Consider the following 26,872-nt stretch of genomic DNA (forward strand, 5'->3'; position numbering starts at 1 on the left):
GATTTGAGTTAGATATAGCAGTATGCACTTAGGTTAGAACATTAGACCTTCAGGGGGGGCGGGACGCCTGCCCTACGTCTATATAGCAGTAAGCATTTAGGAAACCTACATTCCGGCCTCCCTTGCTCCAGAGCTCCCGAAGCTTCTATTGTTCTAACCAATATGATTGCTGCTATAATGTCCGTTCCCTAAGGGGCTACTCCCCTACCCCAGCGGGGAACCTTTTGCTGTTACAATTTTTACAAATTGTCAATTTAGAATCACCGATTGTCAAGAGTAAATAAGTGTTGTGGGGAGAAGCAAGTGGCGACCGCAAAACTGTATTTAATCCGTCACGGAATCGCAGCTGACCGGCAAGACCGGCAAAAAGACGAGGAGCGAGCGCTGACGGAAGAGGGGACTCGCAAAAGCAAGCAAGTGGCCAAGAAGCTGCGGGATTTGGATATCCGCTTCGATTTGATTTTGACAAGTCCCCTGGTGCGGGCGCGGCAAACTGCTGAAATTCTGCGGTCTGCCGGCCTGTCGGGGAAAATAGAGGAATCTGCCTATCTGGCACCCGATGGCGATATCAACAGCTGGCTGGAGACATTAGAAAGCTGGCGCGATGGGGGTGGCAGCAGCTTGGCACTGGTTGGCCACCAGCCGGATTTGGGGAACTGGGCGGAAATCTTGGTCTGGGGGGAAGCGCGACAGGGGCTGGTGCTGAAAAAGGCGGGGATCGTTGGGTTGCTCCTCCCCGACACCGGCACCGCCGCCGGTCGCTGCGCCCTGTTCTGGCTGACTTCGCCCAAGTTGCTGGCCGTGTGACAGGGCATTAAATAATCCTTGCGAAAAAGGAACATTCTATGGACTTCTGGTAAAGTACCCACAAGACACAACGAAAGCAAAGGGTACAGCAATGACTGTCGCCAACGAAGTTAAGGCAGGGTTTGAATTTAAGCCCGGATTAGAAGGTGTTCCCGCCACGATGTCCAGCATCAGCTACGTCGATGGCAAGAAAGGAGTGCTGGAATATCGGGGGATTCCTATCCAAGAGCTGGCAGCAAAAAGCACCTTTTTGGAAACTTCCTATCTGCTGATCTGGGGGGAACTTCCCACCCAGGAAGAACTGGAAGCCTTTGAGCATAAAATCCGCTACCACCGGCGGATTAAGTACCGCATCCGGGACATGATGAAATGCTTTCCGGAGAGCGGGCACCCGATGGACGCCCTGCAAGCTTGTGCGGCGGCCCTCGGTTTGTTCTATTCCCGCCGCGCTCTGGATGACCCCACCTACATCCGGGCGGCTGTCGTGCGGCTGCTGGCGAAAATTCCTACAATGGTGGCGGCTTTCCAGCTGATGCGCAAGGGCAACGACCCGGTGCAGCCTCGCGATGATTTGGACTACTCGGCTAATTTCCTGTATATGCTTAAGGAGCAGGAGCCAGACCCCCTGGCGGCTCACGCCTTTGATGTCTGCCTGACGCTGCACGCCGAGCACACGATGAATGCTTCTACCTTCTCGGCACGGGTGACGGCTTCTACCCTCACGGACCCCTACGCCGTGATCGCCTCAGCTGTGGGGACTTTGGCCGGCCCGCTGCACGGGGGTGCCAATGAAGAAGTGATGACGATGCTCGAGCAAATTGGCACGGTGGATAATGTCCGCGCATTCGTGGAGAATTCCATTGAGCGCAAAACTAAAATTATGGGCTTTGGCCACCGGGTCTACAAGGTGAAAGACCCGCGAGCCATTATCCTGCAGCACTTGGCGGAACAGCTGTTCGAGAAGTTTGGCCACGACCGGTACTACGACGTTGCCCTGGAGCTGGAGCGCATTGTTGAGGAAAAATTGGCTCACAAAGGAGTGTACGCCAATATCGATTTCTACTCCGGTCTGGTCTACCGGAAACTGGGCATTCCGGATGATTTGTTCACGCCGATTTTTGCCATCGCCCGCGTCGCCGGCTGGCTGGCTCACTGGAAAGAACAGCTGGGAGAAAACCGCATCTACCGGCCCACCCAGATTTACACCGGCTCGCACAGCGCTCCCTACGTTCCTATGGAAGAGCGCTAGCCGGTGGGAACGGTACTGTCACTTTCGATAGGTTACTCATTTCATGAGGTTAGGGTGCAAAATCGGGAAGAGTCAATCTACAAAGCAATTCCTGGTTTACACCCTCTTCTATTTTTGGAGAGTAAACAGCCGGAAATGATAGCGGGGAGCCTGGCGCGCCCTGACTGCGCCCAACCCCTAAAGCCCGCTTGGGGAAAGCGCAAATTTCAATCCCTGACAGGGATTGGAGAAAAACAAACTCAGCGCCATTGCTCCGTAACAGCACATTCCCGGACCGGGATTGCATTCGGCCCTTTGTAAAAACCCCTCCCCTCTTCCCTCCCCACAGAGATCTCGGCTCAACCGGCCCCTATCTCTGGGAGCCCTTGAGGCCCTCTCTGCGCCCGCTACAAACCATCACGACGCCGCAGGGAAGAATATTATACAGCTTTAGGGGAAAAGTTTCAATATTTACAATAAAAATTTACAATGGCAGGTCAGCAGGATGTCTGATTGGAGATAGTCTTGTGCCAGCCGCGCAGCGATATACTGGAATGCGGTGGGGCAGTAAAAAATCTTCATAATCTGTGATCTAAACGGGAAACATGAACCCAGGAATCGACCTGCAAGGAAGTTTTGTACAAGCCCTCAAGGATTTGGGGGTGCCGCCGGATGTGGCCAAAGCGATCTGGATACCGCTGCCAATGTTGCTGATGCTCGTCGCGGCAACGGTGGGGGTGCTGGTGACGGTTTGGCTAGAGCGAAAAATTTCAGCCGCAGTCCAACAGCGGATTGGCCCAGAATTTGCAGGCCCTCTGGGCGTGCTGCAACCGGCAGCGGACGGACTGAAGCTGCTGTTCAAAGAGGATATCGTGCCGGTGAAAGCCGACGCGCTGCTGTTCACCCTCGGGCCGGTGATTGTCGTGATTCCAGTGTTTGTGTCCTACCTGATCGTGCCCTTCGGACAGGACCTGATCGTCGGCAATCTGGGAACAGCAGTGTTTCTGTGGATTGCCCTGTCCAGCATTCAGCCGATTGGCTTGCTGATGTCAGGCTACGCATCCAACAACAAATACTCCCTGCTGGGGGGATTGCGGGCGGCGGCGCAGTCGATCAGTTACGAAATTCCCCTGGCGCTGAGCGTGCTGGCCATCGTTATGATGTCCAACAGCCTCAGCACCATCGACATCGTGCAGCAGCAATCGGGCTACGGCATTCTCGGCTGGAATATCTGGCGTCAGCCGGTCGGCTTCCTGATCTTTTGGATTGCCGTGCTGGCAGAGTGCGAGCGCCTTCCCTTTGACTTGCCAGAAGCAGAAGAAGAACTGGTGGCGGGATACCAGACTGAGTATGCCGGCATGAAATTCGCCCTGTATTACTTGGCGTCCTATGTCAACCTGGTTCTCTCTTCCCTGCTGGTTGCAGTCCTGTACCTGGGGGGGTGGGAGTTCCCGATTCCGGTTGGGTTGCTAGCTGGCTGGCTCGGCGTCAGCGAGACGACGCCTTGGCTGCAGGTCGTGACGGCAACGCTGGGCATTACCATGACGCTGCTGAAGGCTTACTTTTTCGTGTTCCTGGCCATCCTGCTGCGCTGGACTGTGCCTAGAGTCCGCATTGACCAGCTTCTGGATCTGGGCTGGAAGTTCCTGCTGCCGGTGGCTCTGGTGAATCTGCTGCTGACTGCCGGTTTGAAGTTGGCTTTTCCTTTTGCTTTTGGGGGTTAATTAGAAAGGAACCGCCATAGGCGCGTCAGCGACTTCCCGTAGGGTAGACGCCAAGAACGCCAAGAGAATAGAGAGTTTTGGGGTTTGAGTTTTTGAGTAGCTCAGTCCTCAAGGCTCCTAACTTTATCTGACAGGAAAAAGAGCGGGAAGCAGAGAGTTTTAAGCGGTTAGCGAAGAAAGAGAGAGTGAGAGCGCGATGCTAAAGTTCCTCAACCAAGTTGGCGATTACACGAAAGAGGCGATTCAAGCTGCTAAGTATATCGGTCAGGGGCTGTCGGTGACGTTTGACCACATGCGCCGGCGTCCGATTACGGTGCAGTATCCTTATGAGAAGCTGATTCCTTCGGAGCGGTTCCGGGGCAGGATTCACTTCGAGTTTGACAAGTGCATTGCTTGCGAAGTGTGCGTGCGGGTGTGTCCGATCAACCTGCCGGTGGTGGACTGGGAGTTCAATAAGGAGACGAAGAAGAAACAGCTGAAGCATTACAGTATTGACTTTGGCGTTTGTATCTTTTGCGGGAACTGTGTGGAATACTGCCCGACGAACTGTCTGTCGATGACAGAAGAGTACGAACTGGCGGCGTATGACCGGCACGAGTTGAATTATGATAGCGTCGCCCTGGGACGGTTGCCTTATAAGGTGACGCTTGACCCAATGGTGACGCCGCTGCGAGAGCTGGCTTATCTGCCGAAGGGGGTGACGGAACCTCACGATTTGCCGGCTTCCTCTCGTCGCGCCGGTCAGCGCCCAGAGGAAATTCTGGAGCAAATGGAAAAGTAGGGTGCGGGCGCGTTTGGGCTAGGGGCTAGCAAGGTTTCCTAGCAACTAGCCACAAGCATGCAGGTAAAGGACAGAGGAGAAAGGACAAAGAAGTGAATTTAGCGGAAGGCGTTCAGATTGTTTCGTTTGGCTTGCTGGCTGTGATGATGATTGGAGCGGCTTTGGGGGTGGTGCTGCTCTCCAATATTGTCTACTCAGCCTTTTTGCTGGGGGGCGTTTTTATTAGCATTTCCGGGATGTACCTGTTGCTGAATGCCGATTTTGTGGCGGCGGCGCAGGTGCTGATCTATGTGGGCGCAGTTAATGTGCTGATCCTGTTTGCCATTATGCTGGTGAACAAGCGGGAGGATTTTCCATCCCTGGCCAATGCCTGGATTCGCAGAGGGGCAACGGCGCTGGTTTGTGCCGGCTTGTTTGCGCTGCTGAGCGCTATGGTCCTGTCCACTCCCTGGGCGGTGTCAGCTGCTCCGGCTGCTGGAAATTCTTCGATTGTGGTGATCGGAGAGCATTTCTTCAGCGACTTTTTGCTGCCGTTTGAGCTAGCCTCTGTGCTGTTGCTGATGGCAATGGTGGGCGCGATTATTTTGGCGCGCCGGGATTTTGTGCCGGAGGAGATTTCTCCGGATCTGCCCCAGCCGCCGGTGCTGACTCTGCCAGAGCGCCCTCGCGAACTGGCCGCCGCATCGAAAGATCGCACTCCATCTCCCTAAATCAGATAGGTTTTGTGGCGCAGGCGTCTCGCCTGCGCTGCCGGTCCGGTCTGGAGAATTTTAGTTCGGGTAAGGCGCTCAGCCTGCAGACATGTCGTAGAAAGTAAGAGGACTCATGCAACTGCAACTCCAGTATTTCCTATTGTTGGCGGCAGCGCTTTTCTGCATTGGCATTTACGGTTTGATTACCAGCCGCAACGCGGTTCGGGTGCTGATGTCGATTGAGTTGCTGCTCAATGCTGTCAATCTCAATTTAATGGGTTTTTCCAACTTCCTAGACCCGCAAAATATTAAAGGCCAGGTGTTTTCCGTGTTTGTGATTACAGTGGCGGCTGCTGAGGCGGCAGTGGGTCTGGCGATTGTTCTGGCCATCTATCGCAACCGCGATACGGTGGATATGGAGCAGTTTAATTTGCTCAAGTGGTGACATCTATTTGATTTGGACCTGTCAGCCGCAGATAAACCCGGAGGCAGCCGCGCAAGAGCGTTTCTGTTCGTGCCGGCTTCCCGCAGGATACGCAGATTCTATTTTAGCGCGTTTCTCATATTAGTCAGGTACTGAGAAACCCGGTTTCTTAAAGAAACCGGGTTTCTAGGCCGCAGTTCATCCAGCTGAGAGCGGCTATATCTGCTTTGCTCTGCGTTTATCTGCGGTGGCAAAAATATAATATGAATATATAAAAGCTTAAACTCTATAACGTGCAGCTAAAACAGGTTATTATTGCTCATAAGGCGGGAGACGCCCTGAGCCAGCGCTCGGCAGAAAAATGGGCGCGACAGCTGGAAAGTCGCGGGTGCCAGGTGCTGATTGGCCCGAGTGGGCCGAAAGATAATCCCTATCCGGTTTTTTTGGCGTCGGCAGCGCAACAGATCGATCTGGCGATCGTCCTGGGTGGAGATGGCACGGCGCTGACTGCAGCCCGGCAGGTGGCTCCGGATGGCATCCCGATTTTGGCAGTCAATGTGGGTGGCCATCTGGGGTTTTTGACGGAGCCGGCTGAGTTATTCCAAGACAGTGAGGGGGTTTGGGACCGGCTGGAGCTGGATCTCTATGCCGTTCAGCGGCGGATGATGCTGCAAGCGAGGGTGTTTGACGGGGGGCGCGAAAACCTCTCACCGGCAAGCGACAGATACCTAGCACTCAATGAGATGTGTGTCAAGCCGGCTGCTCTTGACCGCATCCCCACTTCGATTCTGGAAATGGAGGTGGATGGGGAGGTGGTCGATCAGTACCAGGGGGATGGGCTGATTGTGGCGACTCCCACCGGCTCCACTTGCTATACGGCTTCGGCCAATGGCCCGATTCTGCACGATGGCATGGAAGCGATTGCGGTGACGCCTATCTGCCCCCTGAGTCTCTCCAGTCGCCCGATTGTCCTCCCTCCCGGTTCGGTGGTCAGCATTTGGCCTCTGGCAGATCGGGATCTGAGCACCAAGCTGTGGATGGATGGGGTGCTGGCCACTTCTATCTGGCCCGGACAGCGGGTGGACGTGCGGATGGCGGACTGTTACGCTAAGTTTATTATTTTGCGGGAAAATTATTCCTACTATCAGACGCTGCGGGAAAAGCTGCACTGGGCGGGAGCGAGGATTCGCTACAGCAACAATCACCGCAATTAAGCAGTAAATGGGATGAGTGCCGGCGCGGGCGCATCGCGTTTTTGCAATTATGCCCCAGCGATTTTAAAGATGCTGTTTCCTCGTTCCGGGGCGTGGCGGGACGCGCCCCTACTGCCTGGGAACGCCTGAAAGGAGGCTCCGCCGACTTCTCTCCAACCAATTATAGCAGCAGTCATATTGGTTAGAACAATAGAAGCTTTGGGAGCGGGGGAGCAAGAGAGGGCCGAATGTAGGTTTCCTAAATGCTTACTGCTATATAGAGGTAGGTACGGCGTCCGCCGAGCCTGAAGGTCTAATGTTCTAATCTAAGTGGCTACTGCTATATAGCCTTTTTCATATTAATGATGTACTGAAAAACCCGGTTTCTTAAAGAAACCGGGTTTCTGGCATGTAGGATGCTCCCCACGGGCGCACCCCACTTCACAGCCTGAGTCTAGGATTTAGCCATCACTTTGTGGCCGGTGCCGCACCCATCCGAATGGAGCGGTCAGCGTTCCGATAGGTGAATGGAATGCTTAACTCCTTGCAGAAATCAGCCATCAAGACATAGGTTAAATTATTAATAATAATGCCTTGCATAAAAGGCCGGACGGGATACTTAGGGTCACTAATGGTTTGTCCTTCTGCGTCTTGTGGGCGGTTCATGTAAACATCAACAACGGGGTATCCGGAGATAAGAGGAGAGTCAGCCAGATACTTGGGGGTAAATTTAGACGTCAGCAAATTAACGTACCGGTGATTCTGGCTAAAGGTTACCGGAACGCCATAGGCGGCTGCCAGTTTAGAAAGCTGAGCGTAGCAGCGATTGTCGGGCAAAAGGTAGCCGGTGGTAATTAACTGAGACTCCAGATATATCTTGCATTCATTCGATGTCCCCGCCGGCGGTGCCGGTGAGTTGACGCTGATTTCTGGAACCGACATCTGACTCAGGTATTTTTTTATCTTGTCCCGCAAGATAAACCCTCCCTTACCTTCGGGATCGGAGGGTTTCAGCTGCCACAAATCCCAGCGCTCGACAAATCCCCCTGGCCAGCCGTCAAACCAAGAATAGGGGCCATAGTTTTCGTGCGGCATTCCCAACTCGCGAGCTTTGCGCACATAGTCCTCAACTTGCGGTGTGGAACTAGGCCACTTCCACTCTGATACCAGCTTGGCTTTTTCTAGGGGGAAGTCTCGATTTGCCGCGGCTTCCGCGTGAGTCATTACGCGAGTAATGGTGATCTCTTCTGGCTTCCAGCCTAATTTAAAGGCGAGTTGAGCGGCTTCCTTACACATATTCTCAATTTGAATATTGGTGGGAGGGTAGTCTTCCCAACCCCTTTCGCCCATACAGGATATAGCGATAGAAACCGACTCTTCATTGCGCCCTGCTGTGTGTTCTTTGAGCGGCTGGTCGTAGCCGGTGAGATGTTTAACTGCGCCATTTCCTAAAATGACGGTGTGATAGTGGCCCGGTTGCGCCCAGGAGTAATCTGTCGCTGTCCAGTGCAGGTAAATCTTTTTGATGTTTTGACCCATTTTTTTTGCCTTTATTGGATTGGATCTAAGAATAATAGAGAGTGCGATTGCATGAGAAAAAATTCGCCTCTCCAAATGGCTCGTGCGCCTCGCCCCGGCTGTTCAGTTTCTCTATACACCGGCTTTTTCAGCTCGCCGGCACAGGAAAAAAAAACCTAACAGCTAACAGGGAAAAATTCCCGAGCCGCGCTGAAGCCCCCGGCTGTTCGGTTTCTCTATACACCGGCTCGTGCCTCTCACCGGCACAGTTGGGAAAATAGCTAACAGCTAACAGCAATGAACAGCACTGCCGCTCCCGCACGGCTGCTTGCTACTTCAAGAGCCCGCTCCCGAAGCGGGGGATGGGGCGGAAAGACTTTTGGCGCAGGCGTTGCAGCTGGATACAGCAGGTAAGGCAGCCGCACTCCGGTGAGCCCTCACCCGCAGCGACGAGAATGGTTGTAGCAGGCGGGAAGACTGCTCTCCCCTTCGAGAGCGCGCAACTTCAGTCACACCGGCTCCCTTGAAAGGGCGGGTTTCTGGGGGGGAGAGTGCGGCTTTACTCCTGTGGGGACGGATTTTCGCGGCAGCTTCCAGAGCGCGGAAGTTTCTTGGCAGCAGCGTTTGCCTGACTATTTAGGCAAAAAATATGGTATAATTTCTAGGAAACTTTGGGCGAGCGCAAATGGACTGGCGAGAATACATTCACTCTGACCCCAAAATCTTGGTGGGGAAGCCGGTTGTAAAAGGAACTCGGCTGTCAGTGGAGTTCATTCTGGGGCTTTTTGCGGCAGGATTGACCCAACAGCAAGTGCTGGACAGCTATCCCACCCTGACACCAGAAGGATTGCGGGCTATATTTGCCTTTGCCGCTGAGTGTATGCGCGAGGAAGTGCTGTATACCATCTCGCTATCGAATCAGGCAGGTTGATGCGGTTTCTAGCGGATGAGAACTTCCCACTGCCGGGGGTGAGACGCTTGCGCGCTGCTGGAATTGACATCGCCTCTGTGAGCGAAGGCTCTCCAGGAGTGGCAGATTCCGATGTGCTGGCGCGTGCCGTTCGTGAGGGGCGAGTCTTACTCACTTTCGATATGAGGAACCCCACCCCCGAGCCCCCTCCCCGCTGGCGGGGAGGGGGAGAATTTATCGGCGCAGATGCCATCTCCAGTATGTGTCGTCTACTTTCGATATCAGCCGCTTGCGCCCGAGGATCCGGCTGAACATTTGCTTCGCCTGCTGCATGTAGAGGGGCTCTCTTTTGAAAGAAGGTTTACCGTTGTGGATCGCGAACGAGTGCGCCAGCGCCGGCTGCCTTAGAGCGCAGTTACAGATGGTGGAATCGTGCTAGTAAATCTTTGAGTCGCCTGCACTTTAGTTGGGCGGATGGAGAGTGTGGCGGTGCCGGTGTGGGAGAAGTGGCGATGGGTGACGGTGCTGCCGGTTGTGACAGGTGGCTGCGGTGGGGATTGAGGGCGATTGAGCACCACCGGCAACGGCTCCGATTCCCACTCCAATTGCCAGTCCGATGAAAGCTTCGAGAGTTTCGGCGGTGCCGGTGGCGGCGCGACAGTGGGGGTGAGGGCTCTTAACGCCTGTGCGGAGCGCGTGCCTTAGGCTGAACCGACTGGCGCACCATTGTGTCTACAGCGCCAGCTGGCCTGTAGCTCACCTGTGGCCGGTTCCTTACGCTGGTCTGTCCAGTCAAGCCAGAATTTCCTCACTCCTATGCAAAGAAACCCGGTTTCTAGTATTATTTAACTCAAGTTGTTACTGACAAGCCGTGAGCTTTTCCATCCCCCCAGACGGGGCGGGCGCGGGGGCACCCACGGAGACTACAAAAGGGGTGCGTTTCAAGTCCCCTCCTTCTCAAGGGGGGGCCAGGGGGAGGGAAGCCAGAATTTTTTGCAATCAGCGACTTGGGTTATTGAACCAGCGCCGGCTCGCCCTGCTGTCCCACCCTCTGACTCTCCCTGCCCAGTGGCGGGTGGGGGAATATTTATCGGACTTGACACATTTTGGCCTCACTCTCTGTCCCCTCTGACACCGATTCCTGTCTCCTTTCCTCCTTCGCCCCTCTTGCCGGTGGCAAAGGGCACCAGCGAGTGGGGGCGTCAGGGTGATTCTCCTGTGTGCCGGTGGCAGAGGGGCGTCTGGTAAGGGCTGGAGAGGGAGCGGAAAGTGGCGGAAAGTGAGGGGGTGTGAGGGCTAGCGGCATCCCGGCGGTCAAGTGCGCTCTTTGACTCCGATATAATATCAGCAATCCCTTCCCCGAATCTCCAAACTCTCTCACCGCTATGACTCCTGCAATCCCAAGAGTCTTAGTGTTTTATGTCACAATCTACCAACAAAGAGCTGGGGTGTGCCGTTATGCTTGGCCAACTTTTAAACAGACGCTATCGAATCACTGAAGTCTTAGGCGCAGCGGAATTTGGACAAATCTATCTGGCAAAAGACACTCACCGTCCCGGGCACCCCGAATGTTTTGTCAAGCACCTGAAGCCGTCGAGTGAGGAGCCTAAGCTTCTGGAAACTGCCCGCCGGCTCTTTGACAAAGAAGCGGAAATCCTGGAAAAACTTGGCCAGCACGACCAGATCCCCCAGCTCTTCGCTTATTTTGAGGAAAATAAAGAATTTTACTTAGTAGAAGAGTTTGTTCCCGGTCATTCCCTAGCGACTGAGATTTTGCCAGGGAAACCCCTGTCTGAGGAGCAAGTCGGCAGAGTGTTGAGGGAGGTGCTGGAGATTTTGGCCTTCGTGCACGGGAGTGGGGTGATTCACCGGGATCTGAAACCGAGTAACTTAATCCGACGCCACCCAGACGGCAAGTTAGTCCTGATTGACTTTGGCTCAGTCAAAGAAATCGGCACTCAAATCGCTCAGGGGCAAATGCCCCCGACCGTGCGCGTCGGCACCCTGGAGTACATGCCGGTGGAACAGTTCCAATACAACCCGCAGTTTAATAGCGATATCTATGCTTTGGGGATGATCGGCATCCAGGCGCTCACCGGCTTGCCGGTTTACGACCTGCCAAAATTGCGAGATCCCTACAATCCCAACAAGGGCGAAATCTTCTGGCGGCACCTCGCTATTGTCAGCCACGACTTGGGAGATATTATAGACAAAATGGTGCGCCATGACTACCGGCAGCGCTACCAGTCGGCAACAGAAGTTCTGGCTGACCTGATAAGAAGCAGCGATCGCTCTGGATTTCGACTGCCGAAACTAACAATATACCGCGAAGAGGTGGAGCGCCGCGTCACGCATCGCGGCGAGATTTCCGTGGTGGGGCGCAGCATACTGGACGCGCTGCGCAGCAGTCTGGAACTGAAGCCGGAAGAAGCTGAGTCCATCGAAGCAGAGATTTTAAAACCTTACCGCGATTACAAGAGCAAATTCCAGCGCTATGAGCAGGCGCTGGTAGAAGCGAAAAACCATGAAAACCCTCTCTCTGAGGCGACTCACGACGAGTTGAAGCGCTTGCAGCAAGTTTTGGGGTTGAGAGATGAAGATGTCGCAAAGATAGAAGAGAAAATAGCCCCGAATGCTATAGTAGTAAAGTTCCCCAACCCCTTTCCGGCGTTTATACGGGCGAAGGCTACGGCCTTGGGGCTAACCCGCAAGAACCTGGGGCCGGCCCTGAAAATGGCGCAAGGAATGGTTGGCCCCTACTTTGGCCCCAGTATTGCTGGGGGTGTGGCTCTGATCGCTGCCATCTACGGATTTGTCCGCTGGACAGATTTTTTACAGCGCCGGCAGCTGGAAACCCGACAGCTGAATGCGCTCACCGAGCTTTACGCGCAGAGGAACTATGAGGAGTGCCTCACGGAAGCGCCAAAAATCCCCACGCGCTCTAGCAAGTACGCCGGGGTTCAGAACGTTTTCAAACAGTGCGAAGCGGGCATTAACTGGAAAAACCTCGAAGTCAAAACCCTGGTTGCGCACTCAGACATTGTTGGCGCTGTTACGTTCAGTCGGGACGGGCGACTGCTGGCCAGCGGCAGTAAAGACGGGACGGTCAAGCTTTGGGATGTGGCTCAAGGCAAGCTAAGCCGCTCTTTTAACGGAGATTCATCGCCGGTTTGGGCTGTTGCTTTTAGCCCTGACGGCACTCAACTCGTTACAGGCAATTTTTTCTGGCGGTTAATGCTGCTGGACCTGACTGCAGGGGAAATGCTTCGCACTTTTGAGCACGACGGTGCGGTTTGGTCTGTGGCCATCAGCCGCAATGGCAAAACTCTCGCCAGCGGCAGTGAGGACAAGAAAATCAATATCTGGAATTTGGAGACAGGCAAACGCACTCACACTCTCTCCGATCATACAGACTATGTGTATTCCCTTGCTATCAGCCCCGATGGCAAAACTCTTGTCAGCGGCAGTAAGGACAAGACCGTCAGGATTTGGAATCTCGATACGGGGGAGCTGATTCGCACTCTTGAAGGGCATTCAGGTGAGGTGAGGTCTGTGGCCATCAGCCCCGATGGGAAAACAGCAGTCAGTGGGTCATATGACAATACCATAAAAATCTGGAATCTGGAGACTGGGGAGCTGATCCGCACCCTTGAAGGGCATTCAGACGATGTTGTCTCGGTGGCGATTAGCCCGGATGGGAAGACAATCGCCAGTGGCAGTAAGGACAAGACTGTCAAGATTTGGAATCTCAGCACTGGAGAAGCGATCAACACGCTGTCTGGGCATTCAGATGAGGTGTATTCAGTGGCCTTCAGCCCTGATGGCAAGACTCTGGCGAGTGGCAGCAAGGACAGTACAATTCGACTCTGGCGGCGATAGAGCCCGTGGGCTCACTCCCGCCGCTATCTACCTATTGTTTGCATATTTTAATATCAAGTCCGGTGGCACCGCTATTGCCCAATCGCTTCCTTTGTCACCGCCGATAGGGGCTGGAATTGCCAGCGCCCAGCGCCGGACGCCCGGTGCCCCGCACCGCAGGCATTGCAAAATCGATGCTAGCGGACATGATATCATACCTGCCGGTTACAAGCGCCAAGCCTTCCTGAGCATATCAACCAGCTCTTTCTGCCGGCCCTCAATGACTGCCGGTGTCCACTCCGGCTCTTCCAGCACTCGGGCCGTCAGCGCCAGGGGTGGTGCGCCTGTTTTCACGGTGAAATACTGCTCCTTTTTCATCTCAAAGTCGAAGCTTTGCGCTTCGGTGTTTTTCCGGCGCGGGAGCAAAACCAGGTTTCCCAAACAGTCCGCGTATTTCGGGCGCTCTCGGGCGTCGGGGAACCATTTCGCCCACATACTTCCAGGCGCTGGATTGAGCGGCAGCACCTGCTCCACCGTCAGGGGGCTTTCTTTGTAGGACGCTTCATTCCCCGATATCTCCGCCTCCAGGCGCAGCAAGACATACAGGCGAATTTTCTCATTTAAAAAGTCTGCGTCAAGGTTTCTGAGGATATCGATCCGCTCTTCGTGCACAAGCTGGAGTGGCGAGTCCTCTGCGTACAGGTTTTCCCCTGACTCAATCGCCGTTAGCAACCGGGCGTAGCGATCGATGCGCTTCTCCCGGTGCGTCCGCCGAATAAAGAACCCCGCCGCCAGACGCTCCAGATCCGCAAAGAAACACACCAGCTCCTCAGGGCTGTTATAATTCTCTGAGAGGTAGAGAATGGCCGGCGGCACCCAGTCAAAATTATCCAGCCAGTTTAACCAATTAAAGATTCTCTTCAGTTCCTCCCAGCCTACATCGCTTTGATAGGTCGCATTCTTGATATCATAAAAAGCATCGGCAAGAGGGTTCAGGGTTTTATCGATGAACAGCTGAGGGTTCTCAGACGGGCGGACATATTGCCGGAATTCCTTGAGGAGGCTTTCCCGCAGCTTGGCCTTCCGCTTAATCATTCGGATGTGCTCGAAAAGCTCTTGGAACATCTCTCGCCCCAGGTTAGTTTCGATGTCCTCCCACTTGACGCTGTAGGCTTCCTGTTCCTTGATGTCAGGGATTTTTCCAATGATCTCTGCTTTCAAGATGTCGGTGTGGGACAGATCCAGTCCCCGGTCGTTGAGCACGGAAAAGATCCGGTAGGCGGAGTCAAAGTCTGGCGTGGACACCACGACCAAAAAACAGCGGGTAATGATAAATTGCGCGAGGCGAAGTCGGTGAGCGTCGCTAAAGTCTTGCAAGCGCTGCGCGAACAGCTGGGCGTTGTCTTTGATGTTTTGCCGGCTGTCTGAAAGCTTGACATCCTTTAACTCTTCCAGCCTGTTAATCCCGCCCTCATCCTGAATGTATTCCTTAAAAAACTCCGCATCTCGCTCGCGCAAACTCAGACGGTAGCGGTTGGGGATGCCAGAAATCTTGCTGCCTTTTTGGTAGAGATAAGTCGTCAAGTCGTTGAAGTGCTCCTCCGGCACGGACGCCCGCAACGCCGCCAGCAATATGGTCAGGGTGGTGAGTCGCTGCTGTCCGTCCACGACTTGCGCGTCTGGCGTATCTCCCTTAATCAGCACGATACTCCCCAGGAAGTAGGGATTCACTTCCTCGATGGGCTGGCTGTCATCTTCCAGCGATATGATAAAGTCTTCCAGCATTTCCCCCGCCTGCTCTACAGTCCAGGCATAGGGGCGCTGGTACAGGGGAATGGTGAAGGCAAAGTCATCGCTGAAGACTTTCCCGATCGGGTACTCCTTTCCCTCGATTTTCACATTGCTCATGCTAACCTCTTCCGTTACGCGCAGCTGGCGATCGTCTCCCGAAACGGGATTGTCCCTGTGACTGGGCACAGCGTCAACCCTGGGAAAGCCGCCTAAATATTCTAATCCCCAGCTCACAGTATGAGCGGGGTTCCCCCACACACCAGCCTTTTTTAGAAGATGGAGTGGGGGCGACCCTTCTTGGCCCAGACCTTTTTGGCCCAGCTTTTAGTTTCCCGCCCCAGTCCACTCCCTCTCGCGAGGGGTGCGACGGCAATTCGCCGGCAACTGCGGTCTTGACCCTTCCCGGCGCGCGCGGATAGGGACGACCAATGCAACTGCTCCCTGATGTCAGGAACACCCATTCCAGTACAATTGCAATTATGTCATCCCCAAACACTCAAACTCTCTCTTCTATCCGATTTCTCCAGCGCCAAGCCGCTTCCCTGCTGCTCTACCAAGGCACACTCACCGGCCCCATCGGGAAAGCCTTCCTCAACCTGTTGCAATCCCTCCACCACAGCGATGCCGGCGGTACCGATTGCTCGCACGCTTACGGCAGCTGGTTCCAATCCCTAGCTGCCAAAAATCTCAGCTGGCAAGATTACCTGATCGAGCGAATCCTCCTCGACACGAACCCCTTCACCCTGCACGCTCAGCAAGCAGAATTAATTAGTTTGCCACCGGCACTGCTCGCCGCTGCCAAGCATGACTTGCAAGCTTTGCAAAGTCTCTACCAGTGCGCCGGAGAACAGCTGAGCCGGTGGGTGCAAACCGCCTCCGGGCTGCCGGTGGCACCCCCCGTCTGGGATTGCCGGCAAAATGGAGCCGCACCCGAGCGCTCACTGCCGATAATAACCTCTCTGCAAAAAGAAAGCAACTGGGCTGACATTCTAGAAGAGTTAGCAGCCCACTACCGCCAATATGGCACCGGCCTTTTTGCCGAATATCGCGCCCTGCGCTGGCAGTCCGGGCAACTCACCGGCATCGCGCACCCCGACCCAGTGAGGATCGCTGATTTAGCCGCCTGCGAATTCCAGCGCGACACCCTGCTGAAAAATACCGAATTTCTCCTAGCCGGACTGCCGGCACTTCACGTTTTGCTGTACGGCAGTCGCGGTTCCGGCAAATCTTCTTTGGTGAAAGCCCTCTTAAATGCATTCGGCGAGCGCGGTTTGCGCCTCATCGAAGTTGCCAAATCTGACCTCAAAGATTTGCCGGCAATTGTCGATATGTTGCGCGGCGCACCCCAGAAATTTATCATCTTTGTAGATGACCTCTCCTTTGAGGAGGATGACGACGCTTTCAAAGCTCTAAAAGTGGTTTTAGAAGGCAGTCTGACCGCACGACCGGCAAATGTGGCAGTCTATGCCACATCCAACCGGCGTCACCTGATTCGGGAGTTTTTTGACGACCGCCCCCGCCCGGGGGCCGGTGAGGAAGTTCACGCCTGGGATACGGTTCAGGAAAAGCTTTCCTTTAGCGACCGTTTCGGCTTAACTTTAACCTTCGAGCCGGCGAATCAAGACACCTACCTCACCATTGTCCGCCATCTCGCAGAGCGAGCCGGCATTTCTTTGAGCGCGGAAGAGTTACAGTTTCGCGCTCTCCAGTGGGCGACGCGCCACAACGGGCGTTCTGGGCGCACGGCCAGGCAATTTGTTGACTTTCTCAGGGCGGAGCTGGCAATTGCCGGTCAGTCAGAAAAATAGGCGGCTTGGGGATTGTTTTTTTGAACCGCCACAGCTAGATCGGTTTTTATCTGAGTCAGGTACTGAGAAACCCGGTTTCTTTAAGAAACCGGGTTTCTGGCACGTACTTCATCGAACTGAAAACCGCTATAAGTAGGAGGCGTTACGGCTTTCGCCGTAACGCACCCCACTACTCCTGAACCAAGCGGTCTAATTCCAGTTGCATCTGGCTGCGGACTTTTTCATAGCAAGCATCCACATAGTCGCGGTCGCCGGAGGCGTCGCGCCCGTAGCGCTCAAACACAATCGGGGCGCAAACGCGAGTGCGAATTTTCACCGGCAGCGGAAGATTTGGCAGCGGGCCAAAACTCAGCCCCCAGGGCAGCCCCAAATAAATCGGAAACACCACCGGATCGAGCCCCAGCAACCACGGCATCCCCCATTCGTGCAGCTGGCGCATTTCTTTGTAGATATCCGCCAGAACAACCAGAGTGTCGTGAGCGCCGGTGGAAATCATCGGCACTACCGGCACCTCTTCCCGCAGCGCCAATTTGATAAACCCCTTGCGCCCCGCAAAGTAAATTTGATTCCGCATGCTGTAGGGGCGGAAAACATCCTCAGCCCCCCCTGGATAGACAGTCACTGCTGCGCCTCTTCGCAGCGCAGCGGTTGCCATTTTGGGGTGAGCCATTATCGCTCCGAACTGCACCGCCCCTCGCGCCGCTAGAGGGAAAGCCTTCCAAACAGTTGGGTGCATCAGTCCATAGCTCAAGCGCTCTGTGCCAAACCGGCTGAACCAGTCATACATGAACATGAACATATCCGGTGCCGCTAAGCCCCCATTGTGGGAGCCGACAGCCAGAAATTTTCCCTCCGCCGGTATGTGATGCCAGCCATCGGTTTGAACCTGAAAGTAGTAGCGGTAAAACCACTCCCACATCGGCATTAAATATTTTATTACCTTCGGATCTCGGTCATCTAGCGACCAGCCATCAAAGCGATGGCGAGAGGTTTTGTTCGCTCTTCCGGAAGTGCCGGTGAACTCATTAAAAAAATTAAACACAGGTTCTCAACCGCTCTCAACAACGACATTGCGCTTTTTAAAAGATGGCAGCGCAGCCAATCAGTAAGTCAGCCCCACTAAACTGAACTTGCTTGCAGTGCGGCGTGCCGCCCTAACTCAATCCTAAAGGCCTGCGGAACTTAACGCCAACACGAACCGACCTTTTCAGTTTAATTTTCTTTCCCTACTGATTTCAGCCCAGTTGAGAGCCATCGGGATCTCACCCCGACTCGTCCCATCCCCGGCGGGAGCGCCTACTCCGCAGGGCCTTTCTCTCTCCCGACGCCCCAGCACCGGCGCACCCACCGTCAGGCACAAAGCCACATAACCAGCCGCCCCAGCCGGCTGTACCAAATCACAGGTGAGCGTCCGATCTCGGTGTGCGCACAGCTGAAATCACTGCGGCGTCTGCTTCCTAACCGCAGCCACCTCCTCCAAACCCCCACCGGCACCCGCCCCTGCGCTTGCTATTCCCACTTCCCCATCTGGATGCGCCAGACACGGGAAAGCCATCGGGGCGATTGGAATTGCCATCCGCAGCCATTTCCCCAGAATTTTCGCGCTTGTAGCGGTTTTCGGTTGGAGCGAGCCAAGAAACCCGGTTTCTGTAAGCAATCGGGTTTCTCAGTACCTCAAAAAGGATGAAAAACGCTACAGACCACCGGCGCTAGCGCTTCGCAATCAAACAGATTCATCGGTTTGTTCGTGGCTTCCTTTTTCTCGGGAAACAGGAGTGTCTTGTTGCAGTCGCTTCGCAACAAACAGTAAAATACCAAAGACAATCACCGTCTCTCCTAGAGCTTCCGCAAACTCCTCAAAAGCCACCCTTGTCTTCTCCACAAACAGGATAAAATGCGGGTGGTGAGGGAAAAACCTCCAGAGTAGGGGCTGCAAGATTTTGTATTTGATAATTTCTGCCCCAAACCCGCCCAAAGCAAAAATTCCCATTCCCAGCAGCGCTAAGAAAGTCTCTCTGCGGTATAATTTCCAGATCCCCACAAAGTCTCGCAAGAACACTGTTGGAACCATCAAAAATATCAAGATATACCCTCGCAGCCAGTCCCGGTCGTGCGGGGTGTGGAGCAGGCTGTGAAGCTGGAGGTGAATTTTGAATACTTCATCGGCAGACGCATACATCATAAGGACGCCAACTGTCAAGAGGAAAAATCTAGATGGGGGCTGGGAGGATGAGCGATCGACTTTGAAAAAGATCAGCGAGATGAATCCAATTGTAAACAGCAGGAAAGCTTGCAATAAGGACGGGACTGTCATTTGCCCGTCCATGTCAAACGGAGGATAGGGTTTGCCGGTGAGCAAAATGCTGCCCAGATAAATCACGACAATCAAAACTTCAAACAGGATGAACCCAACGAGCAGGCGATGGCTCGCCCGCTCCAGTGCTTTTGGGTGGAGTTTCATGGGTGAAAATAATCGTAGATTTGCTGGGCCAAACGCGGGCCAATGCCATCAACCTCAGCCAGCTGTTCGGGAGTGGCTATCCGAATGTAATCAATCGAGCGGAAATGCGCCAGCAGCTGTTTTTGCCGGTGGAATCCCAAACCCGGAATTTCGTCCAAGCGCGACCGCCGCATGCGCTCGCTCCTCTGCTGCCGGTGGAAGCTCACCGCAAACCGGTGCGCCTCATCCCGCAACCGGCGCAGCAGCTGCACCCCCGGCTGCTCAGCCTCCGTTTGAAGCGGCAACGATTCACCCGGAATAAAAATCTCCTCTCGCTGCTTTGCCAGACTCACCACCCGCAAATCTTCCAGCACATTCATCTCCTGCAGCACCCCAACCACTGCCGAAAGCTGGCCCTTGCCGCCATCAATCATCACCAAATCGGGCCAGTCGGGATTGCCGGCGCGCTGCAATTCGGGATTTTCTGCATACTTGCGGAACCTGCGCCCGATAACTTCAGCGAGACTGGCAAAGTCATCCGAGTGACCGGCACTTACCGTTGGGTTCTTAATCTTGTAGTGCCGGTAGTGCTGTTTTGCCGGCAATCCATCTACAAACACCACCTGCGACGCCACCGCATCCGAACCCTGAATGTGCGAGATATCGTAACCTTCAATGCGGCGCGGACTTTCCGGCAAATCCAACAGGTCCGCCAAATCTCCCATCGCTTCCGCATTGCGCTCGCCCGATTTCAGCAGGCGAGCTAATTCGTAGCCGGCGTTGCGCTCCACCATTTCAATTAATTCTGCCTTAGATTGCCGCTGGGGAGCTAATATCGCCACTTTGCGCCCCTTGCGCTCGCTCAACCAATCCGCCAGCATCTCCCCTTCTGGCAACTCGTGCTGCACCAGAATTTCCGCTGGAATCTCCACCGGCTCAACAGTTTGATAGTGCTCCTCCAGCACCCGCTGCAAAATCGCCCCAGATTCTATTGGCGGGTGAGGGAAATCCGACTCCCCCTCTCCCCTTGTGGGAGAGGGGGTAGGGGGGTGAGGGGAAACCGACTCCCCCTCTCCCCTTGTGGGAAAAGCGGTTGAAAGGTGAGGGGAAACTTCCGCCACAAACCCCAACCTTCCCACCAGCTGACCGGCGCGAATTTGGAACAGCTGGATGCAGGCGTGTTGAGTGTCAGCCGCCAGCGCAATCGCATCCCGCGACAAAGTATCATTAGGCAGAGACACCTTTTGCTCCGCATTCAAAGACTTCAAACCTTTAATTTGGTCGCGAATTCGCGCCGCCAGTTCAAAATTCAGCCCCTCAGCCGCCTGTTCCATTTGCGCCGTCAGGATATCCTCCAATTCCCGCACCCGCCCCTGAAACACCATCGCCACCTTCTGCACCGTCAAGCGGTAATCCGAAGGCGAAATCAGCATTTGGCAGACCCCCGGACAGCGCCCGATGTCATAATTCAGACAGGGGCGGTCTTTAAACAGTGGTTGCGGGCGCTGGCGCAGCGGGAAAATCCGCTTCACCAAATGCAGCGTATTCCGCAACAGGCGAACATCAACATAAGGGCCATAATACCGGTCTTTTGCATTTCCCAACCGGCGCTTGCGCGTCATGAAAATCCGGGGGTAGTCCTCCGACCAAGTAATGCAGACGTAAGGATACTTCTTGTCATCCTTGAGCAGCACATTAAAATACGGCTGGTGCTGCTTGACAAGATTCGCTTCTAGTGCTAATGCTTCCGCCTCAGAGTCGGTAACGATAAACTCAATCTCCGCCACCTGCTGCACCATCAAAGCGATGCGGGGGCTGAGATTTTGTGACTCGCGGAAATAAGAGCGGACGCGGGAGCGCAGCTTCTTGGACTTGCCAATATAGACAATCCGGTCGCTCCCGTCGCGCATCAAATAGACCCCCGGTTCCGGCGGAATCTCTTTGAGCCGGCTTTCCAGGCGCTCCGGGTCTTTAATCAGTGGTATAATTTCAGTTGATGCTTTCACAGACAAAATTTTAAAGGTACAATATCAAATGTAACTCTTTACGCCCTTTTTAATTTTAGCTTATCCCTCGTTCCCAGCTGACGCTGGGAACGCCATCCAGTCGGCTCTGCCTCCTTTGGGCAGATAGGAAGATTAAAAGCCTAAAAGCTTAGCGGCTCTCAGTTCGATGCAGTGCGCATAAGAACCCCGGTTTCTTTAAGAAACCGGGGTTCTCAGTACACTAATATCAGAGACGCGACAAATCCCTGTCTCTACAAGAAAGCTATAGCGGCAGCCACTTAGGTTATGACGTAGGACAGGCGTCTCGCCTGTCCCTGTCCTTACTAGCAAGTGAGATGCCTTGTTCTACACTGACTGTCTATTGCTATACCGAAAGATTTCCGCCGAACTGTATCAGGCGCGACCAAAAGCAACCAGAGCGGCGGCGGTGTCCGCGTATTCCCTGAATTTTGCCACTTTCCCCTCACGCAGCGCCCAGACCATTACCCACTCGCTCTCTAAAGTGCGACCTGTGGGTTTCACCCTTATCCGAGAGAACCCCAGCACCACAACTCTATCTCCCTGAGCGATGAACTCCCGTGGCTCAAACTGCACAAACTCCAAATATTCGCCTATTTTAGCATAAAACTGCACCACTTCCTCGTGTCCGCGCCACCGGCCCCCGATGGGGACAGCCTCTCGCGCAAAGGGAGTTTCCCACTCCACATCATCGCACAGCCGAGCCAAGATGGCCGCAATGTTACCGCGCCCAAAGGCGGCGTAAACTTGCTGCACCAGATGCACGTTTTCCCGCTCGCTCATCACTTCATATCAAATCTGCTGGCAATTGTTATTATATAGTAGCGTTCCGCAAAGCGGAACGCACCCTACTTGTGATAATATTAACAAAAGTGAGACGCTCCCGCCCAAAAGATATAAAGTCCAAATAATCAGCAAAACACTACAATATCGCAGGAACGGTTTGCGAAGGAGTTCTACCTTGGTTCAGACATCACCATCCCCCGCCCTCGCTCAGCTGGACAGCCCCCAAGAATGGGACTTGTCCGACCTCTATCAGGGGTTCGACGACCCCCAATTGGCCTTAGACTTAGAATTACTGCAGCAGACAGCCGCCGAATTTCGGCAGACTTATCGCGGTAAAGTGGGGGAACTGGCACCGGCAGAGGTGGCCAATTGCCTGCAACAGCTGGAAGCGATTAACCAAAAAGCCGGGTATCTCTACGCCTTCCCCTCCCTCGTCTTCTCAGCAGACACCCGCAACACCGAGGCGAAGCAATTCCTCGACAAGGTGATGGAAGCGCTCACCGGCATCGAAAACCAGCTGCTGTTTTTCGACCTGGAACTGCAACAGCTCGAAGTCGAAAAGTTTGGCGAGTTGCAAGCCTCACCGGCACTCCACAATTATACCCACTACCTGCACCGCATCGCCGAATTTCGCCCCCACCGGCTCTCCGAAGAAGTCGAGCAAACCCGCAACCAAGACAGTCTAACAGGACGGCAGGCGTTTATCCAGCTGCGCTCTGTCCACCTCGGCGAGCAGGAATACGAGCCGGTGTCTGCAGGTTCGGGCAAAACCGCCAGCACGGAAGCAGAACTGGGGGCGCTGCTGTTCCACCCGTCACCCGAGGTGCGCTGCGAAGCTTACTGCTCCCTGCGCCAAGTGCTGCGCCAGCACAACTCGCTGTATGGCTTCATTCTCAACACGATCGCCCAAGACCACCGCATGGAGAGCCAGCTGCGCGGCTACACCTCTACTTTGCACAAGCAGCTAATGGCAGATGAGGTTTCCGAGCCGGTTTTCCGCGCTATAATGGAAGGCACCGGCAGCCGGTTTGACTTATTTCAGCGCTACTACCGGCTCAAGGGCGAGGCGCTGGGGCAACAAATCCGCATCTGCGACATTTACGCGCCGTGGACATCTGCTGGCGAGCCGGTGCCGCCCATAAACTACAAGACGGGTGTGGGAACGCTGCTCTCAGCATTGGAGCAGTTTGACATTAACTACGCCCGCCGCGCGGAAGAGTTCTTTGTCAAAAACTGGGTGGATGCCAAAGTGCGTCCTGGCAAACGCGGCGGCGCTTTCTGTTCCTACACCCACGGAAAGCACAGCTACCTGTTACTATCTTACACCGATGATTACAGCTCGCTGTTCACCCTAGCGCACGAAATGGGGCACGGGCTGCACTTTGCCTCGATTGGCGACCGGCAGACCTATTTCAACAGCAGCCCCCCGATGGTGCTGGCGGAAATTGCCTCCACTTTCAATGAATTGCTGCTGCTGGATTTTCTGCTCAAACAGTCTGTCGGTGACAAAACCCTCAGCAAATCGCTCCTGACGCGCCAGCTGGAAGACCAGCTGAATTTGCTGTTCCGCCAAAGCACAATTAGCCGGTTGGAGTTGGCGATTCACGAACGCGCGGCGCGAGAGGGCAGTTTTGACCACAAGTGGGTGAACGAGCAGTGGGTGGAACTCTACCGGCAGCTGTGCGGCGATGCGGTGGAATTGCTCCCAGAACACCAGTACGACTGGGCGCGAATCGCGCACATTTTCTTCAAGCCGTTTTACTGCTACCAGTATACCGCATCTACTATTGTCAGTCTAGCCTGCTACCAAAAATATCTGGAAATCGGCAAAGATTTTCTCCCGGGATATTTGGAGTTGCTAGCTGCCGGTGGGTGTGAGAATCAGGTGGAAGCCTTGCGCCGGTATGTGGGTGTGGACATCGAAAATCCCGACACCATCCGCGACGCACTCGGCTACGTCGAGGGGCTGCTAGACCAGCTGCAAGCCGCCCTGTGAGCTGCCGGCAGGAGCACAGGGATGAGCGCCGGTAAATGAGCTAGGTTGTTGCGCATTTAATTTGCGCTATCTATATCTATCTCTCGTTGCAACACTTTACCTGGAAATGCAGTTTGGAGGCTCTGCCTCCTTTATTTAGTAAGCAAATTAAAGGCTTCTTAACTTAATTGTAGCAGCAGTCATATTGGTTAGGGCATCAGTGGCCTAGGGATAAAAGGCGTAGGTACGGCGTTCGCCGGGCCTCTTGATCTAATGTCCTAATCTAACTGGCTACTGCTATATCTGCGTCCATCTGCGTTTATCTGCGGTTAAAAATACCCAACCCGAAGCAGTTAATTCCCACGCAAAAAAAGTGCGCAATTTGCGCACTAAATCCTTGTCTTTGCACTGTCGGTCTTGTAAAAACTAGGCATTTTTCATCTTGCGCTTGGCAGCCAAGAAACCGCCCACACCCATTAGGCCCAGCATGGCAGAGGGTTCTGGCACTTTTGCTGGGGGAATGCCGGCAAGCAGCAATTCGTAGTTGCCGGTGTGAGAAATGCCATCGCCTTGTTCAACTAGGCCAGAGTTTGTGGCGCTGAAGTTGTAGAGGTATTGAGCCGGCCCACCGTCATAGGATACCTTGACTATTTCACTAGCCTGTATAGTTTTCCCTGCGAGCAAGGGTTGCAGGCTGGGCGGAACAACAGGTAGCAGTAGGGATTTGGCATCCAAGTGACCCGCTAGGCCAATGCTAATCTGGCCGGTGGTGTCATTTTGGTTGACGTAGGAGATGTTGGCGTCACTGAACCGCTGGCGGCCACCACTGAGTTGAAAAGAGGTGTAGGCGGTATTCCCTGTCGTTGTGCCAATCAGGCTTCCCAGGCCATTGTTAGTCAAGGCGTCATTGAACCACTTCTGAGCCAAGGTCAGCCCACCGCCAACATTAGTGGCCCAGTCAGCTGCTGTCAGGCTGCTCAGGGTGATGTTCCTGCCGCCAATTTGGCCACTTAAGGTTGTGACTGTACTGTAAGTGCTGAATGCCGTGTTATTCAGAGTTTCGCTGTTGGCGAATAGCTCCACGTTGCCGGTGGGACTGCTGCTGCTGCCGGTCAAGATGGTGGACAGACTGGCGGCGTCATTCCGGTATGTATTTGTCGCATTGGCATCGTAGAGGTAGTAGTCAGTGCCATTCACACCCGTAATGGACGCGCCGGTGAGGGAGCCGGCTTTCGCTGGGGCGCTCGCGAGGGCGGTGACACCGGCTGCTAAGGTTGCGCCAACCAAGAGTTTCTTGACGAGTCCTGCCATTGTTTTGTCTCCTTAAAGTTCAGGGGCTGAGGGATAATCCCGCAAAGATGCTGGCACCAGGGATAGGCAATACGCTTTATTTCATTGCACCCTAGAACTTCCCAGTCAGGCTGTGATTCGTCTCACATCTTTTGTGTGATAGTTGAGGCAACACCACCGGCATCTGGACGCCGCACGCCTTTCTGCCTAGCATCTGCAACTCGGGTTGAGGTCACTGGCTGACAGTCCTAATCCTTTTATTGCTGATTCTATTCTACACACCCCTGCCGCTACAGTTTGTAAAGTTTCGGTAAAGTTTATCGATTGCTTGACTAAAGATTAGACCAATTTTGGCGTGCTGCCGGTTATGCCCTTTCCAGGAAATTACCTATTCTCCCCACCGCTGCTTCTAAAATTGTCGGCTCGTGTACTAGGGCAAACCGCACATACCCTTCCCCTGCTTTGCCGAAACCGGCACCTGCAGACGCCGCCACGCCGGTATATTCCACAAGTCCCGCACAAAAGCCGGCGGAATTGTTCTGCCAAAATTCAGGCAGTTTCGCCCAAACATACATTGTGGCTGCCGGCACCGGCACTGGCCAGCCAATCCGATTCAGCGCCCCCACAAAAGCATCCCGCCGCTGGCGGAACGTTTCGACGGTGGCTCTCACGCCCTCTTGTGGGCCAGTCAGGGCTGCGATTGCCCCATTGAGAATGCCCCGGTACTGGTTGAAGTCAACGGCGGCTTTCACCTGCCGCAGCGCTTGAATCAGCTCGGCGTTTCCTATGGCGTACCCTATGCGGAAGCCTCCCATATTGTAAGACTTAGAGAGGCTGAAAAATTCAATGGACACACTTTTAGCCGGATCGGCTTGCAGAATCGAGGGTGGGGCAGTGCCATCAAACACCAAATCTGCATAGGGAAAGTCGTGCACCAGCACGAGATTGTGCTTTTGGCAGAACGCAACGGCTTCTTGGAAAAAGGACAGGGGTGCGACTGCGGTGGTAGGATTGTGGGGGTAGCTCAGTACCATCATCCGCGCTTGCGCCAGCACCGGCAGTGGCACATCGGCAAACACCGGCAAAAACCCGTTTTCCGCTCGCAGGGGCATCGGGTAAATCTGGCCACTTGCCAAATATACCCCACCGGCATGGGAGGGGTAGCCCGGATCGAGCAGCAGGGCGAAATCTCCGGGATTCAATAGCGCCAGTGGCAGGTGGGCGGTGCCTTCCTGGGAGCCAATCAGCGGGCAAACTTCTGTTTCTGGATCGACCGGCACGCCATATTTTTTTGCGTACCAGTTCGCTGCTGCTTCCCGGAAATCTTTGGTGCCCTGAAATAGCAGGTATTGGTGGGTGAGCGGGTTTGGCAACGACTCGGAGATCGCTGCCAGGACGTGCTTTGCTGCCGGCTGGTCGGAAGATCCCAGGGATAAGTCTATCACGTCTTGTCCCGCCGCCCTTGCTCTCGCTTTGGCCCGGTCCATGTCGGCAAATACATTGGAGCGCAGGGGTTCTAAACGTTTGGCAAATTGCATATTTGCTTATTTTTCATTTTTCATTGCTAATTTGTCAGATGTAGAGATACGACAATCGCGTTCTAGATGTCGCGTCTCTACTTTG

26 protein-coding genes are annotated in these 26,872 nt (G+C 54.4%); 13 read left to right on the plus strand and 13 right to left on the minus strand.

What is annotated here, in order from left to right:
* The first annotated feature begins 303 nt into the window (after positions 1 to 303).
* From sixA to OSC10802_RS0112570, 7 genes are all read left to right on the plus strand, one after another.
* Positions 304 to 807: a phosphohistidine phosphatase SixA gene (gene sixA, locus OSC10802_RS0112535; RefSeq protein ID WP_017717112.1), complete on the plus strand. Its 504-nt coding sequence runs from the start codon at positions 304 to 306 to the stop codon at positions 805 to 807.
* Between the two features lie 91 nt (positions 808 to 898).
* Positions 899 to 2,056 (plus strand): citrate synthase, encoded by a 1,158-nt coding sequence (locus OSC10802_RS0112540; protein WP_017717113.1) that lies wholly within the window; start codon positions 899 to 901, stop codon positions 2,054 to 2,056.
* Between the two features lie 584 nt (positions 2,057 to 2,640).
* Positions 2,641 to 3,759 (plus strand): NADH-quinone oxidoreductase subunit NuoH, encoded by a 1,119-nt coding sequence (nuoH, locus tag OSC10802_RS0112550; protein WP_017717115.1) that lies wholly within the window; start codon positions 2,641 to 2,643, stop codon positions 3,757 to 3,759.
* A gap of 196 nt (positions 3,760 to 3,955) precedes the next feature.
* Positions 3,956 to 4,540 carry an NAD(P)H-quinone oxidoreductase subunit I gene (gene ndhI / locus OSC10802_RS0112555; RefSeq protein ID WP_017717116.1) on the plus strand — a complete coding sequence of 195 codons (585 nt, stop codon included), beginning with the start codon at positions 3,956 to 3,958 and terminating at the stop codon, positions 4,538 to 4,540.
* Between the two features lie 92 nt (positions 4,541 to 4,632).
* Positions 4,633 to 5,250, plus strand: coding sequence for an NADH-quinone oxidoreductase subunit J (locus tag OSC10802_RS0112560; RefSeq protein ID WP_017717117.1), 618 nt, complete (start codon positions 4,633 to 4,635; stop codon positions 5,248 to 5,250).
* 121 nt (positions 5,251 to 5,371) lie between these two features.
* On the plus strand, positions 5,372 to 5,677 hold the full coding sequence (gene nuoK, locus OSC10802_RS0112565) for an NADH-quinone oxidoreductase subunit NuoK (RefSeq protein ID WP_198525267.1): 306 nt from the start codon (positions 5,372 to 5,374) through the stop codon (positions 5,675 to 5,677).
* 272 nt (positions 5,678 to 5,949) lie between these two features.
* Positions 5,950 to 6,870, plus strand: a complete 921-nt coding sequence (locus tag OSC10802_RS0112570; protein WP_017717119.1) for an NAD(+) kinase — start codon at positions 5,950 to 5,952, stop codon at positions 6,868 to 6,870.
* Positions 6,871 to 6,917: 47 nt separating this feature from the next.
* Here OSC10802_RS0112570 and OSC10802_RS55580 read toward each other — a convergent pair whose 3' ends face one another.
* Positions 6,918 to 7,046 carry a hypothetical protein gene (locus OSC10802_RS55580; protein WP_255349133.1) on the minus strand — a complete coding sequence of 43 codons (129 nt, stop codon included), beginning with the start codon at positions 7,044 to 7,046 and terminating at the stop codon, positions 6,918 to 6,920.
* 271 nt (positions 7,047 to 7,317) lie between these two features.
* Entirely contained in the window at positions 7,318 to 8,388 is a 1,071-nt protein-coding gene (locus tag OSC10802_RS44315) for a peptidoglycan recognition protein family protein (protein ID WP_017717120.1), read from the minus strand.
* A gap of 664 nt (positions 8,389 to 9,052) precedes the next feature.
* On the opposite strand from OSC10802_RS44315, the gene OSC10802_RS0112585 reads away from it, so the two are divergent.
* Entirely contained in the window at positions 9,053 to 9,298 is a 246-nt protein-coding gene (locus OSC10802_RS0112585) for a DUF433 domain-containing protein (RefSeq protein ID WP_017717122.1), read from the plus strand.
* Positions 9,298 to 9,588, plus strand: a complete 291-nt coding sequence (locus OSC10802_RS56440; protein ID WP_198525111.1) for a DUF5615 family PIN-like protein — start codon at positions 9,298 to 9,300, stop codon at positions 9,586 to 9,588. Before OSC10802_RS0112585 ends, OSC10802_RS56440 begins: the two co-directional genes overlap by 1 nt.
* Positions 9,589 to 9,681: 93 nt before the next feature.
* Here OSC10802_RS56440 and OSC10802_RS49655 read toward each other — a convergent pair whose 3' ends face one another.
* A complete protein-coding gene (locus OSC10802_RS49655; protein ID WP_155967654.1) occupies positions 9,682 to 9,855 on the minus strand; it encodes a hypothetical protein in 174 nt (57 codons plus the stop codon).
* Between OSC10802_RS49655 and OSC10802_RS49660 the strand changes: the two genes are divergently transcribed.
* Entirely contained in the window at positions 9,845 to 9,982 is a 138-nt protein-coding gene (locus OSC10802_RS49660) for a hypothetical protein (RefSeq protein WP_155967657.1), read from the plus strand. The two genes, OSC10802_RS49655 and OSC10802_RS49660, sit on opposite strands and share 11 nt — an antisense overlap.
* A 382-nt stretch (positions 9,983 to 10,364) precedes the next feature.
* On the opposite strand, the gene OSC10802_RS49665 is transcribed toward OSC10802_RS49660, so the two are convergent.
* Complete coding sequence (locus OSC10802_RS49665; protein ID WP_155967660.1) at positions 10,365 to 10,658, minus strand: hypothetical protein; 294 nt, start codon at positions 10,656 to 10,658, stop codon at positions 10,365 to 10,367.
* Between the two features lie 38 nt (positions 10,659 to 10,696).
* Between OSC10802_RS49665 and OSC10802_RS0112590 the strand changes: the two genes are divergently transcribed.
* On the plus strand, positions 10,697 to 13,156 hold the full coding sequence (locus tag OSC10802_RS0112590; protein ID WP_017717123.1) for a serine/threonine-protein kinase: 2,460 nt from the start codon (positions 10,697 to 10,699) through the stop codon (positions 13,154 to 13,156).
* 204 nt (positions 13,157 to 13,360) lie between these two features.
* Here the strand turns inward: OSC10802_RS0112590 and OSC10802_RS0112595 are convergent, their stop codons facing one another.
* A complete protein-coding gene (locus OSC10802_RS0112595; protein WP_017717124.1) occupies positions 13,361 to 15,160 on the minus strand; it encodes a DUF262 domain-containing protein in 1,800 nt (599 codons plus the stop codon).
* A 245-nt stretch (positions 15,161 to 15,405) separates the two neighbouring features.
* Here OSC10802_RS0112595 and OSC10802_RS0112600 point away from each other — a divergent pair, with 245 nt between their 5' ends.
* Complete coding sequence (locus OSC10802_RS0112600) at positions 15,406 to 16,734, plus strand: ATP-binding protein (RefSeq protein WP_017717125.1); 1,329 nt, start codon at positions 15,406 to 15,408, stop codon at positions 16,732 to 16,734.
* A gap of 169 nt (positions 16,735 to 16,903) precedes the next feature.
* On the opposite strand, the gene OSC10802_RS0112605 is transcribed toward OSC10802_RS0112600, so the two are convergent.
* The 6 genes from OSC10802_RS0112605 to OSC10802_RS0112625 all read right to left on the minus strand — a co-directional run bounded on the left by OSC10802_RS0112605 (position 16,904) and on the right by OSC10802_RS0112625 (position 21,981).
* Positions 16,904 to 17,776, minus strand: coding sequence for a lysophospholipid acyltransferase family protein (locus tag OSC10802_RS0112605; RefSeq protein WP_017717126.1), 873 nt, complete (start codon positions 17,774 to 17,776; stop codon positions 16,904 to 16,906).
* A 165-nt stretch (positions 17,777 to 17,941) separates the two neighbouring features.
* Positions 17,942 to 18,166, minus strand: a complete 225-nt coding sequence (locus OSC10802_RS54340; RefSeq protein ID WP_255349190.1) for an alpha-hydroxy-acid oxidizing protein — start codon at positions 18,164 to 18,166, stop codon at positions 17,942 to 17,944.
* A 6-nt stretch (positions 18,167 to 18,172) separates the two neighbouring features.
* Entirely contained in the window at positions 18,173 to 18,391 is a 219-nt protein-coding gene (locus OSC10802_RS54345; RefSeq protein ID WP_017717127.1) for a hypothetical protein, read from the minus strand.
* A 66-nt stretch (positions 18,392 to 18,457) separates the two neighbouring features.
* The gene (locus OSC10802_RS0112615) at positions 18,458 to 19,195 is read right to left on the minus strand and encodes a DUF8692 domain-containing protein (RefSeq protein WP_017717128.1); all 738 of its coding nucleotides are present in this window, start codon (positions 19,193 to 19,195) and stop codon (positions 18,458 to 18,460) included.
* The gene (gene uvrC / locus OSC10802_RS0112620; RefSeq protein WP_017717129.1) at positions 19,192 to 21,180 is read right to left on the minus strand and encodes an excinuclease ABC subunit UvrC; all 1,989 of its coding nucleotides are present in this window, start codon (positions 21,178 to 21,180) and stop codon (positions 19,192 to 19,194) included. Before uvrC ends, OSC10802_RS0112615 begins: the two co-directional genes overlap by 4 nt.
* A 393-nt stretch (positions 21,181 to 21,573) precedes the next feature.
* Positions 21,574 to 21,981: a nuclear transport factor 2 family protein gene (locus OSC10802_RS0112625; RefSeq protein WP_017717130.1), complete on the minus strand. Its 408-nt coding sequence runs from the start codon at positions 21,979 to 21,981 to the stop codon at positions 21,574 to 21,576.
* A gap of 178 nt (positions 21,982 to 22,159) precedes the next feature.
* On the opposite strand from OSC10802_RS0112625, the gene OSC10802_RS0112630 reads away from it, so the two are divergent.
* Positions 22,160 to 23,980, plus strand: coding sequence for a M3 family oligoendopeptidase (locus OSC10802_RS0112630; protein ID WP_017717131.1), 1,821 nt, complete (start codon positions 22,160 to 22,162; stop codon positions 23,978 to 23,980).
* 405 nt (positions 23,981 to 24,385) lie between these two features.
* On the opposite strand, the gene OSC10802_RS0112635 is transcribed toward OSC10802_RS0112630, so the two are convergent.
* Both OSC10802_RS0112635 and OSC10802_RS0112640 read right to left on the minus strand, forming a co-directional pair.
* The gene (locus OSC10802_RS0112635) at positions 24,386 to 25,270 is read right to left on the minus strand and encodes an NF038130 family PEP-CTERM protein (protein WP_017717132.1); all 885 of its coding nucleotides are present in this window, start codon (positions 25,268 to 25,270) and stop codon (positions 24,386 to 24,388) included.
* Between the two features lie 344 nt (positions 25,271 to 25,614).
* Complete coding sequence (locus tag OSC10802_RS0112640; RefSeq protein WP_017717133.1) at positions 25,615 to 26,787, minus strand: LL-diaminopimelate aminotransferase; 1,173 nt, start codon at positions 26,785 to 26,787, stop codon at positions 25,615 to 25,617.
* Positions 26,788 to 26,872 lie beyond the last annotated feature (85 nt).

It is taken from the genome of Kamptonema formosum PCC 10802, assembly GCF_000332335.1.
Lineage (GTDB): Bacteria > Cyanobacteriota > Cyanobacteriia > Cyanobacteriales > Oscillatoriaceae > Oscillatoria.

Coding starts and splice junctions, on each gene's coding strand:
- OSC10802_RS55580 (WP_255349133.1), bottom strand. CDS start 7,046: ATGACTGCTGCTATAATTGGTTGGAGAGAAGTCGGCGGAGCCTCCTTT.
- OSC10802_RS0112590 (WP_017717123.1), top strand. CDS start 10,697: ATGTCACAATCTACCAACAAAGAGCTGGGGTGTGCCGTTATGCTTGGC.
- OSC10802_RS0112640 (WP_017717133.1), bottom strand. CDS start 26,787: ATGCAATTTGCCAAACGTTTAGAACCCCTGCGCTCCAATGTATTTGCC.
- OSC10802_RS0112585 (WP_017717122.1), top strand. CDS start 9,053: ATGGACTGGCGAGAATACATTCACTCTGACCCCAAAATCTTGGTGGGG.
- OSC10802_RS0112635 (WP_017717132.1), bottom strand. CDS start 25,270: ATGGCAGGACTCGTCAAGAAACTCTTGGTTGGCGCAACCTTAGCAGCC.
- OSC10802_RS0112615 (WP_017717128.1), bottom strand. CDS start 19,195: ATGAAACTCCACCCAAAAGCACTGGAGCGGGCGAGCCATCGCCTGCTC.
- ndhI (WP_017717116.1), top strand. CDS start 3,956: ATGCTAAAGTTCCTCAACCAAGTTGGCGATTACACGAAAGAGGCGATT.
- OSC10802_RS0112600 (WP_017717125.1), top strand. CDS start 15,406: ATGTCATCCCCAAACACTCAAACTCTCTCTTCTATCCGATTTCTCCAG.
- OSC10802_RS56440 (WP_198525111.1), top strand. CDS start 9,298: ATGCGGTTTCTAGCGGATGAGAACTTCCCACTGCCGGGGGTGAGACGC.
- OSC10802_RS0112625 (WP_017717130.1), bottom strand. CDS start 21,981: ATGAGCGAGCGGGAAAACGTGCATCTGGTGCAGCAAGTTTACGCCGCC.
- OSC10802_RS0112540 (WP_017717113.1), top strand. CDS start 899: ATGACTGTCGCCAACGAAGTTAAGGCAGGGTTTGAATTTAAGCCCGGA.
- OSC10802_RS44315 (WP_017717120.1), bottom strand. CDS start 8,388: ATGGGTCAAAACATCAAAAAGATTTACCTGCACTGGACAGCGACAGAT.
- nuoH (WP_017717115.1), top strand. CDS start 2,641: ATGAACCCAGGAATCGACCTGCAAGGAAGTTTTGTACAAGCCCTCAAG.